Raw genomic sequence first — 16,293 nt, 5'->3', positions numbered from 1 at the left:
CGGCGGCGACCCCCGGCTTCAACGGGGGCGCCGCACGGACCGGGGACGCCATACCCGGAAGACGGGAGGAGCCCACGATGCCTCGCTTGCGCTGGCTCATGATCGGCCTCTGCATGGCCGCCAACGCCATCAACTACATCGACCGCGCCAACTTGGCGGTCGCCGCGCCGTCCATGTCCAAGGAACTCGGGCTCGACGCCACCGACATGGGCCTGATCCTGTCGGGCTTCTTCTGGACCTACGCGATCATGCAGCTGCCCTTCGGCTACGTGGCCGACCGGGTCGGCGCGCGGCTCTCCCTCGTGGTCGCGGTGGTCTGGTGGTCGGCCTGCACGGCGCTGACCGCGGTCGGACGGGGGTTCCTGTCCCTGCTCGGCCTGCGCATGCTGCTCGGTATCGGTGAGGCCGGGGCCTACCCGTCCTTCGCCAAGGTCGCGGCCTCGTGGTTCCCGCGCAGCGAGCGCAGCTTCGCCAGCAGCATCTTCGACAGCGGCTCCCGGGTGGGCTCGGCCCTGGCGATCCCGCTGGTCTCCTGGGTCATCGCGACGCTGGGCTGGCGGGAATCATTCGTCGTCACCGGCGTGCTGGGCTTCGTCTGGGCGGTGTTCTGGATGTGGCTCTACCGCGAGCCCGAGAACCACCCGAAGGTGTCGCCGGAGGAGCTCGCCCGGCTCCGGGCCGCGCAGGAGCGGCCGAAGACCGTCGACGCGGCGGACGCCCAGAACCAGGTGCCGTGGCTGTCGCTGTTCCGCTACCGCACGGTCTGGGGGATGATGGCCGGCTTCTTCTGCCTCAACTTCGTGATCTACTTCTTCATCACGTGGTTCCCGACCTACCTGGTCAAGGCGCGGGGCTTCTCCCTGGCGGAGCTCGGCACGCTCGGCAGCCTGCCCGCCCTGGCGTCGATCCCCGCGGGCTGGCTCGGCGGCTTCGCGTCGGACGCGCTCTACCGCCGCGGCTGGAGCCTCACCGCGGCCCGCAAGACCTGCCTCGTCGGCGGCATGCTGATGTCATCGGTGATCACCCTGTCGATCATCGCGCCCAACATCTACGTGGCGCTGCTGTGCTTCGCGGTCGCCTACGGCAGCCTCGCCTTCACGGCGGCCTCGATCTGGGCGCTGCCCGGCGACGTGGCGCCGACCCCGGCCCACGTGGCCTCGATCGGCGGCATCCAGAACTTCGCGTCGAACGTCGCCGGGATCGTGACGACGACCTTCACGGGCGTCATGCTGACGGTCACCCAGGGCTCGTTCGTGATCCCCCTGATCGTGGCCGGCGGGTTCTGCCTGCTGGGCGCCTTCATCTACTTGTTCGTGGTCGGCGAGATCGCGCCGCTGCCGGTCCGCGACGCCCGCGACCCGGCCCTGCGCCCCGAAGCGGCGCGGTGACGGCGCGGTGACGGCGACTGGCGCGACGGAATCCGAGGAGAGACCGATGTCCACGTATCCCGTGATTACCCTCCGCCCCGCCGACGGCGTGGCCGTGGCCCGCGGCGCCATCGAGCCGGGAACGCCGGTCGCCGACAACGTCGCGGCGGCGGAGCGGATCCCGGCCGGCCACAAGGTCGCGGTCCGGGCCCACCGGAGCGGCGAGCCGGTGACCAAGTACGGGCAGATCATCGGCTTCGCCAAGGAGGACATCGCGGCCGGCCGCCACGTCCACGTCCACAATCTCGGGATGGGCGAGTTCGCCCGGGACTACGCGTTCGGGGTCGATGCGAGGCCGACCCAGCTTGTGACGCCGCCCGCGACCTTCCAGGGCATCCGCCGCCCCGACGGTCGCGTGGCGACGCGCAACTACGTCGGCATCCTCACCTCGGTGAATTGCAGCGCGCACGTCGCCGACCTGATCGCCGACGCGTTCCGTCGGCACCCGATCCTCGGCCTCGACCCGCTCGCCCCCTATCCCAACGTCGACGGTGTCGTGGCGCTGACCCACAAGACCGGCTGCGGCATGGCGATGGGCGAGCCGCTCCGGCTCCTGCGGCGGACGCTCGCGGGCTACGCGCGGCACGTCAACTTCTCTCATATCGTCATGATCGGGCTCGGCTGCGAGGTGAACCAGATCGGCGCCTTCCTGGAGGAGCAGGGGCTCGGCGACCGGATCCGCAGCATGAACATCCAGAGCCTCGGCGGCACCCGGAAGACCGTCGAGGCCGGAATCGAGTTCGTGACCGGCATCCTGGCCGAGGCGAACGTGGTCCACCGCGAGCCGGTGCCGGCGAGCGAGCTGATCGTCGCCCTGCAGTGCGGCGGCTCGGACGGGTATTCGGGCGTATCGGCCAACCCGGCGCTGGGGATTGCCAGCGACCTCGTGGTGCGGAACGGCGGCACGGTGATCCTGTCGGAGACCACCGAGACCTACGGCGCCGAGCACCTGTTCACCCGCCGCGCCGTCAGCCCGGAGGTCGGCCAGAAGCTCGTCGACCTGATGCACTGGTGGGAGGCGTACACCCGCAAGGAGGGCTCGGAGATCGACGCGAACCCGTCGCCGGGCAACAAGGCCGGCGGCCTGACCACGATCCTGGAGAAGTCCCTCGGCGCCATGGCGAAGGCCGGCAGCACCAACTTGGTCGACGTACTGCGCTACGCCGACCCCGTCACCGCCAAGGGCTTCGTCTTCATGGACACGCCCGGCTACGACCCGGTCTCGGCGACCGGGCAGGTCGCGGGCGGCGCGAACCTCGTCTGCTTCACCACCGGCCGCGGTAGCGTGTTCGGCTGCAAGCCGTCGCCCTCGATCAAGATCGCCACCAACTCGGCCATGTACCGTCGACTCGAGGAGGACATGGACGTCAATTGCGGCACGATCCTCGACGGCGCGGAGAGCGTGGAGCAGGCCGGCCACCGGATCTTCGACCTCATCCTGCGGGTCGCCGGCGGCGAGCGGACGAAGAGCGAGCAGTTCGATTTCGGCGCGTCGGAATTCGCCCCCTGGCAGATCGGCGCGACCGTGTGAGGGAGCGGGGCGCGCGCTCCGCCGTCATCGCGGGCGCAGCGCGGCGATCCGGGGAGGCGAAACTTCGGTGAGCGTGGCGCAGCCTTGGATTGCTTCGCTGCGCTCGCAGCGACGGCCATTCCGACCGCCGTGCAGGCCTCGTCTCAGAGGTCGGTCCGGACCACGTGCGGGAAGCTCAGGATGAAGTCGGCGCCGAATGCCGTGACCGGCGTGTGGAAGCCGGGCGCGACGGTGCCGGCGGCGACGCGGCGGGCCGCCTCAAAGGCGGTCCAGACGGTGAGCGTGTAGCCCTCAGGCGTCTCCATCCGGCTCGCCGCGCGGCGGCCGGCGCCGTCCCAGGCCTCCGCCAGGAAGGTGCTGCGGGCCTTCTCGCGCGCGGCGGCCGAAGGGCCCTCCGGCAGCCGGTCGATGCCGCGGTTGATCAGGCGCTGGGCGGTGCCGCCCGCGATGATCCGCCGGATGCCGGCGGGCAGGCCGGCCGCCGCAGCCATGGCGGGGAAGGCCTCGAAGTAGACGTCGATGTTCGGGACGCCGGTCGAGTACCACGCGCTCGACACGTCGCCCCAGCCGAGCCCGACGGTCCGGCGCGGTCCCGTTCCGAAATCCGCGGTGGCGCGCGGCGGGCTCGGCAATTCGACGATGCGCCCGTCCCGGCGCACCCGCGTGCCCCAAGCGATGCCCTCCACCATGGTGCGGGCCGTGCCGCGGCTGAAGCCGCCGAACCCGCCGATGGAGATGCGCAGATGCGTCGCGCCGGGAACGCGGCCGGCCACGTGGGCGGCGAGGCAGTCGCTCGGCACCACGTCGAAGCCCGCCGCCGGCAGGAGGACGATGCCGGCCGCCTTCGCCGCCGCATCCTTGGCCGCGAGGGCCTCCAGCACCGCGATCTCGCCGGTGATGTCGACGTAGTGCGCGCCGGCGGCGAGGCAGGCCTCGGCCATCGGCAGCGCCGTCCGCGAGAACGGGCCGGCCGCGTGGATCACCGCCGCCACGCCCGCGAGGGCGGATTGCAGGCCCGCGGCATCGTCGAGCCGCGCGGCCCGCATCTCGAGGTTCAGCCGGGCTGCCAGCGGCCGCAGCTTCTTGGGATCGCGCCCGGCCAGGATCGGGCGCAACCCCTGCCCGACGGCGTGAGCGGCCAAGAGCTGCCCGGTATAGCCGGTGGCGCCGTAGATCAGGATCGCGGTCATCCCGGCGTTCTGACACCGCTTCCGCCGGTGTCAAAGCGCGCGCCGCGTCGCCGTCCCGGATGCTAGGGCTGCGCCGATCCGATCGTCCCGCGGCGGGGATCTGAAACCCTCCGTCCCCGCCCGAACAGGAGCCGAGGCACGATGTACGAGCGTAACCTCCCGCCGCGCGCGCGCCGCGCCAGCCGCAGGATTGCCTGCCTTGGCGCTGTCCTCCTGGGCCTGGCCGTGCCCGCCCGGGCCGGTGACGGGCCGGTGGTCCTGAAGGCGCCGTCCGACGCGAGCCCCGGCATCGCCGCCATGCCGCAGATCGCCGCGCCGGCCGACGAAGCCGAGCGTCGGATCAACGCGGCGCTGAAGCGCCTCGACGCGCGGGCCCTCAAGGCCGAGCAGGCGTGCAAGGATCAGGGCGGGAAGAACAGCTCCTGGGAGCGCACCGTCCAGGCCCCGATGCGCGGCCCGCGCTTTCTGAGCTTCGTCATCTTCGACAGCGGGTTCTGCGGCGGCGCGCACCCGAACAGCGGCACGATGTCGATCGTCTACGATCTCACCACCGGCGCCCCGGTCGATTGGACGACCCTGCTGCCCCCCTCCCTGACCGGCAAGCTCGCCCTGGCGGAGGGCCCGGGCGGGACCAAGATGGTGACGCTCGCGTCGAAGAGGCTGCACGCCCTCTACCTCGCGGGCTATCGCCCGAAGACGGGCGATCCGAAGGCGGACGACGCCGACAAGGACTGCCGCGAGGCCGTCGCCGAGACCTATGACGGGCAGCCGCCGGCCATGATGGCGTGGCTCGACGCCAAGGCCGGCGGCCTCGCGGTGCAGTTCGACCTCGCGCACGTCGTCCAAGCCTGTGCCGACCCGGTGGTGATTCCCGTGGCGACGCTGCGCCGGGAGGGCGCGCAGCCGCTCCTGGCCGTCGCGCTGGAATCCGCCCACGCGCAGGCCTCGAAGTGACGCGATCGGCCACAGCGTCTTCGGCCTCGACGCGGGCCCCCGACGGTGTAGCGTGAGTCCGCGACGGCGCGATGCCAGCGCGCCGTGTCCGAGGGGCGGCCCATGTCCGGATCCGGCGTTGTCGACGAGGCGGCCGCGGCGGCGAGCGAGCCTTTCGGCGCGTTCGCGGCCGGCCTGGCGGACCTGTCGCCCCTGCGGCGGGCGGTGGTCGCGGCCTGCCGGCGGCCCGAGCGGGACTGCGTGCTCCCGCTCCTCGAAGAAGCGCGCCTGCCGCCCGAGGCGGCTCGGCACGTCGCCGAGGACGCGCGGCGCCTCGTCGAGACCCTGCGGCGCCAGGGCACCCGCGGCGGCGTCGAGGGGCTGATCCACGAGTACGCGCTGTCCAGCCAGGAGGGCGTGGCGCTGATGTGCCTCGCCGAGGCGCTTCTGCGCATCCCCGACGCGGCGACGCGGGACGCGCTGATCCGCGACAAGATCGCGGGCGGCGACTGGGCCGCCCATCTGGGGCACAGCCCGTCGCCCTTCGTCAACGCGGCGACCTGGGGCCTGCTCGTGACCGGCAGGCTCGCGGCGACCCGGGACGAGGCCGGCCTGTCGGCCGCGCTCACCCGGTTGATCGCCCGCGGCGGCGAGCCCGTGATCCGGACCGGCGTCGATCTCGCCATGCGGATGATGGGCGAGCAGTTCGTGGCGGGGCGGACCATCGCCGAGGCGCTGCGGCACGCGGCGCGGCTCGAGGCGAAGGGCTTCACCTACTCGTACGACATGCTCGGCGAGGCCGCCGTGACCGCCGAGGACGCCGAGCGCTACCGGCGCGCCTACGCGGACGCGATCGCGGCGATCGGCGCGGCCTCGGCCGGGCGCGGCGTGCTCCGCGGCCCCGGAATCTCGATCAAGCTCTCGGCGCTCCATCCCCGCTACGCCCGCGCGCAGCGCGACCGGGTCCTGTCCGAACTCTATCCCCGCGTGCGGGACCTCGCCCGCCTCGCCGAGGGCCACGGCATCGGTCTCAACATCGACGCCGAGGAGGCCGACCGCCTCGACCTGTCGCTCGACATCCTGGAGCGGCTCGCCGCCGAGCCCGATCTCGCCGGCTGGGACGGGCTCGGCTTCGTGGTCCAGGCCTACGGCAAGCGCTGCCCGTTCGTCATCGACGTGCTGATCGACCTCGCGCGGCGGTGCCGCCGGCGGCTGATGGTGCGCCTCGTGAAGGGCGCCTACTGGGACAGCGAGATCAAGCGGGCGCAGGTCGACGGGCTCGCTGACTTCCCCGTCTTCACCCGGAAGGTCCACACCGACGTCTCGTACCTCGCCTGCGCGCGCCGGCTGCTCGCGGCGCCCGACGCGGTCTTTCCGCAATTCGCCACCCACAACGCCCAGACGCTGGCGAGCATCGTCGCGATGGCGGGACCGGATTTCCGGCTCGGTCAGTACGAGTTCCAGTGCCTGCACGGCATGGGCGAGCCGCTCTACGAGGCCGTGATGGCCGACGCCGTCCCGCAGCGGCCCTGCCGCATCTACGCGCCCGTGGGCACGCACGAGACCCTGCTCGCCTACCTGGTGCGGCGCCTCCTGGAGAACGGGGCCAACACGTCCTTCGTCAACCGGGTCGCCGACGCGGCCGTGCCGGTGGCGGACCTGATCGCCGACCCCGTCGTCGCCGTCGAGGCCGCGCCGGATCCCGGCGCGCCGCACCCGCGGATCGCGGCCCCCCGGGCGCTCTACGGCCCGCCCCGCGCCAACGCGGCCGGGCTCGACCTCGCCGACGAGGCGGAGCTCGCCCGGCTGTCGGACGGGTTGGCGGAGAGCGGCCGCACCGCGTGGCGGGCGGCACCCGCGGGCGCGGACGACGCGGCGGCCGACGAACCCGTCCACAATCCCGCCGACCGCCGGGACATCGTCGGCTTCTACCGGGCGGCGACGGCCGAGACCGTGGCGGTCGCCGTGGCGCGCGCGCAGGCGGGCGCGGCCGGCTGGGCGGCGACGCCGGCGACGGCGCGCGCCGCCTGCCTGCGGAGGGCCGCCGACGCCCTCGAGGCGCAGATGCCGCCGCTGATCGGGCTCGTCGTGCGGGAGGCGGGCAAAACCAGCGCGAGCGCCGTCGCGGAGATCCGCGAGGCGGTCGACTCCCTCCGCTACGCCGCCGCCGAGGCCGAGCGGACCCTCGGGGAGACGCACGCGCCGCTCGGTCCGGTCGCCTGCATCGCGCCGTGGAATTTCCCGCTGGCGATCTTCGTCGGTCAGGTCGCGGCCGCCCTGGCGGCGGGCAACACGGTCCTGGCGAAACCCGCCGAGGAGACCCCGCTGATCGCGGCCGCTGCCGTCCGCGCGCTGCACGCGGCCGGGATTCCCGTCGAGGCGCTGCACCTCCTGCTGGGCGACGGCCGGGTCGGCGCCGCCCTGGTCGAGGATCCGCGCGTGCAGGGCGTGATGTTCACCGGATCGACGGCGGTGGCCAAGGGCATCCAGCGGGCTCTGGCGGAGCGGCTGAACCGTTTCGGCGAGCCGGTGCCGTTCGTGGCCGAGACCGGCGGCCATAACGCCCTCGTGGTCGATTCCTCCGCGCTCGCCGAGCAGGTGGTGGCCGATGTCATCGCCTCGGCCTTCGATTCCGCCGGGCAGCGCTGCTCGGCGCTCCGCATCCTGTGCCTGCAGGAGGAGATCGCCGACCGGACGCTGCACATGCTGAAGGTCGCCCTGCGCGAGCTGCGGGTGGGCGACCCGCGGCGCCTGCCCGTCGATGTCGGGCCGGTCATCACCGCCGAGGCCGCCGACCGGATCGTCGGACACGTGGCGCGGATGCGCGCGCAGGGCTTCCCGGTGGAGCAGCTCCCCCTTCCGTCCGAGGCCGGCGCCGGAACCTTCGTGCCGCCGACCCTGATCGAGATCGGGGCCGTCGCCGATGTCGAGCAGGAGGTGTTCGGTCCCGTGCTCCACGTGCTGCGCTACCGCCGCGACGGCCTCGACGCGCTCCTGGCGGCGATCGACGCGACCGGCTACGGGCTCACCTTCGGGCTGCACAGCCGCATCGACGAGACCATCGACCGCGTCCTCGACCGCGTGCGGGCCGGCAACCGCTACGTGAACCGCAACATCATCGGCGCGGTGGTCGGCGTGCAGCCCTTCGGCGGCTCCGGGCTGTCGGGGACGGGCCCGAAGGCCGGCGGCCCGCTGATCCTCGGCCGTCTGCTGCGGCGATCGCCCGCCGCCGCCCGCGACGGGCTGCCCACCGACGACGGGGCGCTGCGTCCCTACACGGCGTGGCTGCGCTCGCGGCACCGGCACGACCTCGCGGACAGGCTCGAAGCCGTCCGCTATCCCGGCCGCGCCGCGATCGCGCTGGCCGGTCCCGTCGGTGAGCACAACCTGTACGCGCTACGTCCCCGTGGGCGCGTCGCGGCCGTCGCGGCCACCGAGACGGCGCTGCTGCTTCAGATCGGCGCGATCCTCGGCACGGGCAACGCGGCCGTCGTCATCGGGCCGGACGGGCGCGATCCGGTCCTGGACGGTCTGCCGGAAGCGTGCGCGGCGCGGGTTGCCCGGGCGCCGGACCTCGACCGCGCGGGCGCGATCGCCGGGGTCCTGTTCGCGGGCGACGCCGACGACCTGCTGGCCCTGAACAGGGCCGTCGCGGCCCGCGAGGGCGCGATCCTGCCGATCCAGGCCCGCTGCCCGGAGGCGCTGGCGGCCGGCGACCTCTACGATCCGGCCGGCCTGGTGGAGGAGGTCACCACCACGATCAACACCGCGGCGGCCGGCGGCAATGCCAGCCTGATGAGCGTCGGGTGAGCCCGGAACTGCCCGGTCAGGCCGACCGGCGCAGGTTCCAGAACAGCGGCAGCCCGGTCAGCATGCCTTCGAGGTCCCGCCGGTAGGCGGTCGGCTGGAAATACTGGCCGCAGGGCAGGTAGGCGCCGACCTCCAGCGCCCGCGCCTGGATCCGCGCCGCCAGCGCCTTCTGGGCGTCGAGGTCCGGCGCGTCGAACCACGCGCCGCGCAGCTCCTCCAGGGGCGCGTCGGTCAGCCAGCTCGGCACGCCGGCCCGGCCGTTCCCGCGGGCGGCCAGATGGTAGGCCGGCGAGAGGTGGTCGAGCCCGCCGGAGAAGATGCCGAACATCGACCAGCCACCCTGGTCCAGGGGCTTGGCGTTCAGGATCCGCTGGTTGACCGTCCCCCAGTCGGTGGCGACGACGTCGAGGTTCATCCCGATCTTGCGGCAGGCATCGGCCATCACCTCGCAGATCGCGTTGATCCGCGGCACGTCGGTCCCGGAGAGCAGCACGACGCGCTCGCCCTTGTAGCCCGCCGCCGCCAGCGCCCGCTTCGCGGCGGCGAGGTCGCGGGGGGCAGTCAGCGCCTCCATGCCGGCCGAGGACGCCATCGGCCCGCCGGCCGTGAAGATGCCGACGGGCCCGCGCCGGATCGCCGGGTCGCTGCCGGCGACGGCGTCCATCATCTCGGTCTGGTCGACGGCCGCGAGCAGCGCCCGGCTGATCGCGGGATTGTCGAAGGGCGGCAGGGTGTGGTTGAGGCGGATCTGGCCGATCAGCCCGGCGGTCTCCACCAGATCCACCCGCACGGCGGGCTGGCGGTTCAGGTCCGGCACGAGATCGACGAGGGGCTGCTCCCACCAGTCGATCTCACCCGAGCGCAGGGCGCCGGCCGCGGTCGCGCCGTCGGGGATCGTGCGCCACTCGACGCGGTCGAAATGCGCGATCCGCGGTCCCGCCGTGAAGCTCGGCGTGCCGTCGGGGCGCGGTCGGTAGGCCTCGAACCGGCGGTAGACGTTGAGCGACCCCGGAACACGCTCGTCGGCGGCGAAGCGGAACGGACCGCTGCCGACGATCTCCGGCACCGGCTGCGTCGCGGGCGTCGCGCTCAGGCGCTCAGGCATGATCACCGGGACGTAGGAGGTCGGCTTGGCCAGCGCGTCCGGCAGGAGCGGGAAGGGCCGCTTCAGGCGGAACTGCACCATTGTGTCGGAGGGCGCCGAGAGTTCGTCCACCGTCGCGAACAGGGCCCCGCCGTAGGCATCGCGCTGCGCCCAGCGCTTCAGGCTCGCCACCACGTCGCGGCCGAGGACGGGCGTCCCGTCGTGGAAGCGCAGGCCGTCCCGCAGGGTCAGGCGCCACGTGAGGCCGTCGGACGCGACCTCGTGGCCCGCCACCATCTGCGGCTGAGCGCGGTAGGCGGTGTCGAGGCTGTAGAGCGTGTCGAACACCATCAGCGCGTGGGTGCGCGTGACGTAATTGGTGGTGATGATCGGGTCGAGGAGCGCGAGGTCCGCGTAGGGGACGAACCGCAGGGTCGTCGCGGAGGCCGCCCGGACCAGGGCCGGCCGGGCGAGAGCCCCGGCCATCAGGGCTCCGGCGCCGGTCAGCAGGGTGCGTCTCTTCATGAATCGATCCCGGTCACGGCGGCGTCCGATCTGGCCGCAAGCCGGGTTCGCGTGCAAGTGGTGCGCCACTGCCGCGCTTCGATCGGGATCTCAGAACCCGCCCGGGCCGGGAGCCGGACGGGTCGCCCGTGATCGCGCTGCGCGGGCCCTCAGGCGGCGCGCGACCAGCGGATGTCGCCGAGACTCTCGCGGAAGGCGAAGCGGGCGAGATGGTCGGCCACGACGTTCTCCAGCCGGGTCAGGTTGACCGGGTCGGAGCTGTCGATGCGCATGACCAGGGCGTCGGGCTCGGCATCGAAGGTGCAGACGCGGTCCTCGCCGAAGGGCACGGTGCCGTGAACGGGGGTCGCCTCGACCTTGAACTTGTGGCTCCAGTGCCGGCAGAGCTGCTGCAGGTAGCGGCTCGCCTCGGTGGTCTGCACGCGGGCCTGGGAGGTGGGCATTCCGTCGGTCTCCAGATGGATGTGAAAACAGCCTGTCGGTGACGGTTCGTCGTTCGATCTCGCACGTGCGAGATAGGGAGGCCTCAGAGCAATTGCCATGCCTGGCGCCGACGGATCCGTCTCCGCCGTCTGTGTTCAGCGTGTGTCCGAAGCGTTAGCAGCGGCTTAACGCGACGGGCCGCCCCGGCGGTTCGCGGCGCGGCGTGGCTGTCCTGCACCCGTCTCCGCGCCGAATTATGGCGCGATGCACAAATTCGCTCAGGCCGACGGCGGGCCGCGATCGGTCGGGACGAGCACCTTGCCGGGGTTGAGCAGGTCGTCCGGATCGAGCGCGGCCTTCAGGCGCCGCATGAGGTCGAGCCCGACCGGGTCGCCGTAGCGCGCGAGTTCCTCGCGCTTGATGAGGCCGACGCCGTGCTCGGCCGCGATGGAGCCGCCCAGGGCGTGCACGAGGTCGTGAACGATCCGGTTGAACCGGCCCCAGGCGGACAGGAACGCCGCGGGCTCCATGCCGGGCGGCTGTGACAGGTTGAAATGGATGTTGCCGTCGCCGAAATGGCCGAAGCCGCAGGGCCTCAGGCCCGGCATCTCGGCGAGGCAGGCCGCCCCCGCCCGCTCCAAGAACTCGGGCAGGCGGGAGAGCGGCACCGACACGTCGTGCTTGATCGAGGCGCCCTCGCGGGTCTGCGCTTCGGGAACGCCCTCGCGCAGGCGCCAGAGCGCGGCGTTCTGGGCCCCGCTGGTCGCGATGGTGGCGTCGGCGATCAGCCCGTCCTCCAGGGCCTGCCCGAGGGCCGATTCCAGTTCGGCCCCCGTGTCGGCGTCCGGGCGCGCGGACGCGACCTCGATCAGCGCGTAGGCGCCGTGCGCGCCGTCCAGCGGCCGCACCGTCCCCGGGACGTGGCGCAGCACGATCTCCAGGGCGAAGGGCGGCAGGTACTCGAACGCCGTGAGGTCGCGGTCCATCCGCGTCCGCAGGAAGACGAACAGGTCCAGGGCCGCCTTCGCCGAGTCGAGGCCGACGAAGGCGACGCTCGTCGAGCGCGGCCGCGGGAACAGCTTCAGCACCGCCGCCGTGACGATGCCAAGCGTGCCCTCCGAGCCGATGAAGAGCTGCTTCAGGTCGTAGCCGGCATTGTCCTTGCGCAGGGCCCTGAGCCCGTTCCAGACGCGCCCGTCGGCGAGTACGACCTCCAGCCCGAGGACGAGGTCGCGGGCGTTGCCGTAGGCGAGGACCGCGATCCCCCCGGCATTGGTGCTGACGCCGCCGCCGATCCGGGCGGAGCCGCGCGACGCGTAGGAGAGCGGGAACAGCATGCCGGCGGCCTCGGCCGCCTCCTGCACCTCCTGCAGGATCATCCCGGCCTCGACCGTGATGGTGGCGTCCACCGGGTCGACCGCGCGCAGGCGGTTCATGCGTTCCAGGGACAGGACGACGCCGCCCTGCGGCACGCCGGCGCCGGTGAGGCCGGTATTGCCCCCGAGCGGCACGACGGCGATCCCGGCCTGCGTGCAGGCGCGGACCGCGAAGGCGACCTCCTCGGTGCTACCCGGCCGAAGTACGGCCAGGGCCGACCCGGTGAACAGGCGGCGGCTCTCCGTCAGGTAGGGCGCGAGGGCGTCGGGATCCGTCAGCACGTGCCGCGCGCCGAGCCCGTCCCGGAGCGCGGTCAGCAGGGTGTCGAGGGCGGCTGTCGGCGTCATCGCGCGGATTCTGTAGGCCGGAGCAGGCCGGAGGCAAGCGCCGGTATGGCGCGCGCCGATGCGGACCTTACAACGATGATGTAGGGCCCGGGCGCCGTCGCGCCGGTCCACCCGGACGATCCACCGCAGAGGCAGAGATGCTCTCCGTCATCCAGAACCCGCCCCGCATCGCGCTCCCCATCGTCGGCAGCAGCGACTTCTATCCCGTCCGCCGCGTCTACTGCGTCGGGCGCAACTACGCCGCCCACGCCCGCGAGATGGGCGCGGACCCGGACCGCGAGCCGCCGTTCTTCTTCATGAAGCCCGCCGACGCCCTGCAGATCGTCGGGCCGGAGCCGACGGCCCACGCCTACCCGCCGAAGACCGCCAACTACCATTTCGAGGTGGAGATGGTCGCGGCCCTCGCGAGCGGCGGCAGCGACATCCCGGCCGAGACCGCCCTGGAGCACGTCTACGGCTACGCCATCGGCCTCGACATGACCCGGCGCGACGTCCAGGACGAGGCCAAGAAGATGTCGCGGCCCTGGGACACCGCCAAGGCGGCCGACGGGTCGGGGCCGATCGGCGCGCTCCACCCGGTCTCCGCCATCGGCCACCCGGCCAAGGGCGCCATCACCCTGTCGGTCGACGGCGAGATCCGCCAGAAGGGCGACCTCGGCGACATGATCTGGTCCGTCGCCGAGCAGATCGCCTACCTGTCGGGCTACTTCGCCCTGCAGCCCGGCGACCTGATCTTCACCGGCACGCCCTCCGGCGTCGGCCCGGTCCAGCGCGGCCAGCGCATGGTCGCGGCGATCGACGGTCTCGGCGCCATCACCCTCGACGTCGTCTGAGTCGCGCGGTCGCATGCTCCTCGATCGACCGCTGCTGCGGCGCCTGTTCCACCTCGGGGCGCTCGCGTCCCGGGGCATGACCCTCGGCGTGCGCGGCGTCGCCCTCGACGGGGCCGGGTGCGTCGCCCTGGTGCGCCACACCTACGTGAGTGGCTGGCACCTCCCCGGCGGCGGCGTCGAGCGCGGCGAGACCGCGCGCGACGCGATCGTGCGGGAGTTCCGCGAGGAGGCGGAGATCGTCGCCGAGGGAGAGCCGCGCCTGCACGGCCTCTATCGGAACGTGGTCGCCGCGCCCCGCGACCACGTGGCCCTGTTCGTCCTGCCGGCCTTCACGGTCCTGCGCCCGAAGGCGCCGGACCGGGAGGTCGCCGAGTGCGCCTTCTTCCCGATGGACGCGCTCCCCGAGGGGACCACGCGCGGGACCCGCGCCCGGCTCCGGGAGATCCGCGACGGCCTCCCGCCGGAGCCGAACTGGTAAATCGTGACGGTTCGCGAAAAGGGCGCTTGCGTCGCCCGGCGGAATGGTGTTTAGAGAGCCGCGCCGGGGGCCGCCGGCACGAAAGTCCGGGCGGCGCGGCACAGTGAGCGGGTGTAGCTCAGGGGTAGAGCACAACCTTGCCAAGGTTGGGGTCGAGGGTTCGAATCCCTTCGCCCGCTCCAGTTTTCCCAACCATACGAACGACGTACAAGGCCGCAGCTCTGCGGCCTTTGTCGTTTCTGGACCTCGGCGAACCGCCGGTCGCGGAGAAGCGAACGGCGTCCGGGTGGACCGAGGCGCGGGATCGCGCCCGGTCAGCCCGGCTCAGGCGTCGTGTTCCCTCGCGAAGGCCCGCAGCGAGACCCGGGCGACCTCCCGCAGCGCCTCCCGGTCGGCGCCCGAGGAGGCCAGCACGCCCATGCCGGAGGCGACGGTGGACAGGAATCGCGCCAGCGCGACCGGGTCGGAATCCGCCGGCAGGTCACCGTCCTGTCGGGCCTGAATGAAGCGCTCGCGGAGCTCCATCTCGCCCTGCGCCCGCCGGGACGCCAGCTCGAACGGGATGTTCTCCGAGCCCGCGCCGCAGGCGAGACCGCCCTGAACGAGGAGGCAGCCGGGCGGGTTCGCCGGATCCGTGTGGCTCTCGGCGATGCTGCTCAGGAAGCGCTCGGCCACGTCGCGCGCGGTCTCGCCCGCCAGGACGAAGCGCATGTGCTCGGAGCGCCGCTGCGCGTACCGGTCGAGGGCGGCCTTGAGCAGCCCCTCCTTGCTGCCGAAGGCCGCGTAGAGACTCGGCGGCTTGATGCCCATCGCCTTCGTGAGCATCGCGAGGCTCGCGCCGTCGTAGCCGTGGCGCCAGAACACCTCCATCGCCTCGTCGAGGGCCTTGTCCGTGTCGAAGGACCGGGGGCGCCCCATCACCATTGCCTGCGGACTCCAACTTTTATATCGAGTGGTAGATAAGTCACTTGACGCCCCGCGTCCATGCCGACATGTGTAGCGACCTATACAGATGTTGGAGTCGCTCGTGGAACCTCAGCGTCATCCCTCGCGCAATCCTCTCCGTGCCCGGCGCCTCGCGGCCGGAAGCCTCGCAGTCGCCCTTCTCGCAGGCGTCTCCTACACCTTCATACCCGGCGCCCTGGTCCGGGGAACCGTGGCCGTCGCCGCGACGCCGCCGACCGAGGTGGCGATGCCGGCCTCGGTCGCGACCGTCGAGCCGCGCGACGTCATCCTCTGGGACGAGTTCTCGGGTCGTCTGGAGGCCGTCGAGCGCATCGACGTCCGTGCCCGGGTGGGCGGCGCGATCCTGGCCACGCATTTCGCGGAAGGCGAGGTGGTCAAGGCCGGCGACCTGCTGGTGACCATCGATCCCGCGCCCTACGCGGCCGAGGTCCAGCGTTTGGAAGCCCAGGTCGCGGGCGCCGAGGCGCGGGTCGGCATGACGGCGAGCGACCTCGAGCGCGGGCAGAAGCTGTCGGACCAGCGCATCGTCACGGCGCGCGACCTCGACGTCCGCGCCAACGCGTTCAAGGAGGCCAAGGCGAGCCTCGACGCGGCGAAGGCGGCCCTGGAGGCGGCGCGCCTGAACCTCGGCTACACGCAGGTCCGGGCGGCCGTCGGCGGCCGCGTCGGCCGCCGCGAGATCACGCCGGGCAACCTCGTGGCCACGGGCGCCGGGGCCGCCGTGCTGACCACGCTCGTCTCGGTCGATCCGGTCTACGCCAGCTTCGATGCCGACGAGGGCGTGGTCCTGAAGGCGCTGGCCTCGGTCGCCGAGCCGGGCGGCCGGCGCGGCAAGCTCGACCGCATCCCCGTGGAGATGGCGACCGCCGACGGCGCCCGCGCGGCCGGGCATCTCCAGTTCATCGACAACAAGGTCGACGCGCGCAGCGGCACGGTCCGGGTGCGCGCGACCTTCTCCAACGGCGACGGCCGCCTGATCCCGGGCCAGTTCGCCCGGATGCGCCTCGGCCAGGCCGCGCCGGAACGTCTCGTCCTCGTCGACGAGCGGGCCGTCGGAACCGATCAGGACAAGAAGTTCGTGCTCCTCGTGGGGTCGGACAACCGGGCCGAGTTCCGCGCCGTCACCCTCGGCCGGGCGGTCGACGGTCTGCGCGTCGTGACTTCCGGCCTGTCGGGCGGCGAGCGCATCGTGGTCAACGGCCTGCAGCGCGTCCGTCCCGGGACCCTCCTGCGCCCCGAACCGGTCGCGATGGGCGCGCGCCCGCAGGACGCCGCCTCCGGGCCGCGCAAGCTGGCGCAGCGCTGACGTCCGGCGCGCCGCGCCCGTCCGCCCGATCCAGATCCCCGACGCCTTCGAGACGGCGGCCGC

Annotated in this window: 12 protein-coding genes and 1 tRNA gene; 8 read left to right on the top strand and 5 right to left on the bottom strand. The window is 72.9% G+C overall.

All coding sequences use genetic code 11. From position 1 onward, the window contains the following. Positions 1–77: 77 nt before the first annotated feature. Entirely contained in the window at positions 78–1,388 is a 1,311-nt protein-coding gene (locus BLW78_RS15820; protein ID WP_091680717.1) for an MFS transporter, read from the top strand. 46 nt (positions 1,389–1,434) lie between these two features. Further along, on the top strand, positions 1,435–2,958 hold the full coding sequence (locus BLW78_RS15815; protein WP_091680715.1) for a UxaA family hydrolase: 1,524 nt from the start codon (positions 1,435–1,437) through the stop codon (positions 2,956–2,958). 143 nt (positions 2,959–3,101) lie between these two features. Here BLW78_RS15815 and BLW78_RS32040 read toward each other — a convergent pair whose 3' ends face one another. Next, positions 3,102–4,148, bottom strand: coding sequence for a saccharopine dehydrogenase family protein (locus BLW78_RS32040; RefSeq protein ID WP_091680714.1), 1,047 nt, complete (start codon positions 4,146–4,148; stop codon positions 3,102–3,104). Between the two features lie 141 nt (positions 4,149–4,289). Between BLW78_RS32040 and BLW78_RS15805 the strand changes: the two genes are divergently transcribed. Then, positions 4,290–5,102, top strand: coding sequence for a polysaccharide deacetylase family protein (locus BLW78_RS15805; RefSeq protein ID WP_091680712.1), 813 nt, complete (start codon positions 4,290–4,292; stop codon positions 5,100–5,102). A 102-nt stretch (positions 5,103–5,204) separates the two neighbouring features. Beyond that, entirely contained in the window at positions 5,205–8,891 is a 3,687-nt protein-coding gene (gene putA / locus BLW78_RS15800) for a trifunctional transcriptional regulator/proline dehydrogenase/L-glutamate gamma-semialdehyde dehydrogenase (protein ID WP_091680710.1), read from the top strand. Positions 8,892–8,907: 16 nt separating this feature from the next. Here the strand turns inward: putA and BLW78_RS15795 are convergent, their stop codons facing one another. From BLW78_RS15795 to BLW78_RS15785, 3 genes are all read right to left on the bottom strand, one after another. After that, entirely contained in the window at positions 8,908–10,500 is a 1,593-nt protein-coding gene (locus tag BLW78_RS15795) for an ABC transporter substrate-binding protein (protein ID WP_091680708.1), read from the bottom strand. Between the two features lie 149 nt (positions 10,501–10,649). Further along, the gene (locus BLW78_RS15790; protein ID WP_012320003.1) at positions 10,650–10,943 is read right to left on the bottom strand and encodes a DUF2218 domain-containing protein; all 294 of its coding nucleotides are present in this window, start codon (positions 10,941–10,943) and stop codon (positions 10,650–10,652) included. A 258-nt stretch (positions 10,944–11,201) separates the two neighbouring features. Then, positions 11,202–12,647: an FAD-binding oxidoreductase gene (locus BLW78_RS15785; RefSeq protein ID WP_091680706.1), complete on the bottom strand. Its 1,446-nt coding sequence runs from the start codon at positions 12,645–12,647 to the stop codon at positions 11,202–11,204. 137 nt (positions 12,648–12,784) lie between these two features. Here BLW78_RS15785 and BLW78_RS15780 point away from each other — a divergent pair, with 137 nt between their 5' ends. The 3 genes from BLW78_RS15780 (at position 12,785) to BLW78_RS15770 (ending at position 14,140) form a co-directional block, all read left to right on the top strand. Then, entirely contained in the window at positions 12,785–13,480 is a 696-nt protein-coding gene (locus BLW78_RS15780) for a fumarylacetoacetate hydrolase family protein (protein WP_091680704.1), read from the top strand. Positions 13,481–13,493: 13 nt separating this feature from the next. After that, complete coding sequence (locus BLW78_RS15775; protein ID WP_091680703.1) at positions 13,494–13,958, top strand: NUDIX domain-containing protein; 465 nt, start codon at positions 13,494–13,496, stop codon at positions 13,956–13,958. Between the two features lie 107 nt (positions 13,959–14,065). Beyond that, positions 14,066–14,140, top strand: a tRNA-Gly gene (locus BLW78_RS15770). A gap of 142 nt (positions 14,141–14,282) precedes the next feature. On the opposite strand, the gene BLW78_RS15765 is transcribed toward BLW78_RS15770, so the two are convergent. Continuing rightward, a complete protein-coding gene (locus BLW78_RS15765; protein ID WP_020094569.1) occupies positions 14,283–14,882 on the bottom strand; it encodes a TetR/AcrR family transcriptional regulator in 600 nt (199 codons plus the stop codon). A 103-nt stretch (positions 14,883–14,985) separates the two neighbouring features. On the opposite strand from BLW78_RS15765, the gene BLW78_RS15760 reads away from it, so the two are divergent. Beyond that, positions 14,986–16,230: an efflux RND transporter periplasmic adaptor subunit gene (locus tag BLW78_RS15760; RefSeq protein WP_091680886.1), complete on the top strand. Its 1,245-nt coding sequence runs from the start codon at positions 14,986–14,988 to the stop codon at positions 16,228–16,230. The last annotated feature ends 63 nt before the right edge of the window (positions 16,231–16,293 follow it).

The organism is Methylobacterium sp. 275MFSha3.1, assembly GCF_900108435.1.
Classification (GTDB): Bacteria; Pseudomonadota; Alphaproteobacteria; order Rhizobiales; family Beijerinckiaceae; genus Methylobacterium.
The sequence above is the reverse complement of the archived record's forward strand: the minus strand, read 5'-3'. Positions and strand labels throughout refer to the sequence as shown.

Excerpts from the sequence above, each read along its gene's own strand:
- putA (WP_091680710.1), top strand. The coding sequence starts at position 5,205 with ATGTCCGGATCCGGCGTTGTCGACGAGGCGGCCGCGGCGGCGAGCGAG.
- BLW78_RS15765 (WP_020094569.1), bottom strand. The coding sequence starts at position 14,882 with ATGGTGATGGGGCGCCCCCGGTCCTTCGACACGGACAAGGCCCTCGAC.
- BLW78_RS15780 (WP_091680704.1), top strand. The coding sequence starts at position 12,785 with ATGCTCTCCGTCATCCAGAACCCGCCCCGCATCGCGCTCCCCATCGTC.
- BLW78_RS15785 (WP_091680706.1), bottom strand. The coding sequence starts at position 12,647 with ATGACGCCGACAGCCGCCCTCGACACCCTGCTGACCGCGCTCCGGGAC.
- BLW78_RS15775 (WP_091680703.1), top strand. The coding sequence starts at position 13,494 with ATGCTCCTCGATCGACCGCTGCTGCGGCGCCTGTTCCACCTCGGGGCG.
- BLW78_RS15805 (WP_091680712.1), top strand. The coding sequence starts at position 4,290 with ATGTACGAGCGTAACCTCCCGCCGCGCGCGCGCCGCGCCAGCCGCAGG.
- BLW78_RS15790 (WP_012320003.1), bottom strand. The coding sequence starts at position 10,943 with ATGCCCACCTCCCAGGCCCGCGTGCAGACCACCGAGGCGAGCCGCTAC.
- BLW78_RS32040 (WP_091680714.1), bottom strand. The coding sequence starts at position 4,148 with ATGACCGCGATCCTGATCTACGGCGCCACCGGCTATACCGGGCAGCTC.
- BLW78_RS15795 (WP_091680708.1), bottom strand. The coding sequence starts at position 10,500 with ATGAAGAGACGCACCCTGCTGACCGGCGCCGGAGCCCTGATGGCCGGG.
- BLW78_RS15820 (WP_091680717.1), top strand. The coding sequence starts at position 78 with ATGCCTCGCTTGCGCTGGCTCATGATCGGCCTCTGCATGGCCGCCAAC.
- BLW78_RS15815 (WP_091680715.1), top strand. The coding sequence starts at position 1,435 with ATGTCCACGTATCCCGTGATTACCCTCCGCCCCGCCGACGGCGTGGCC.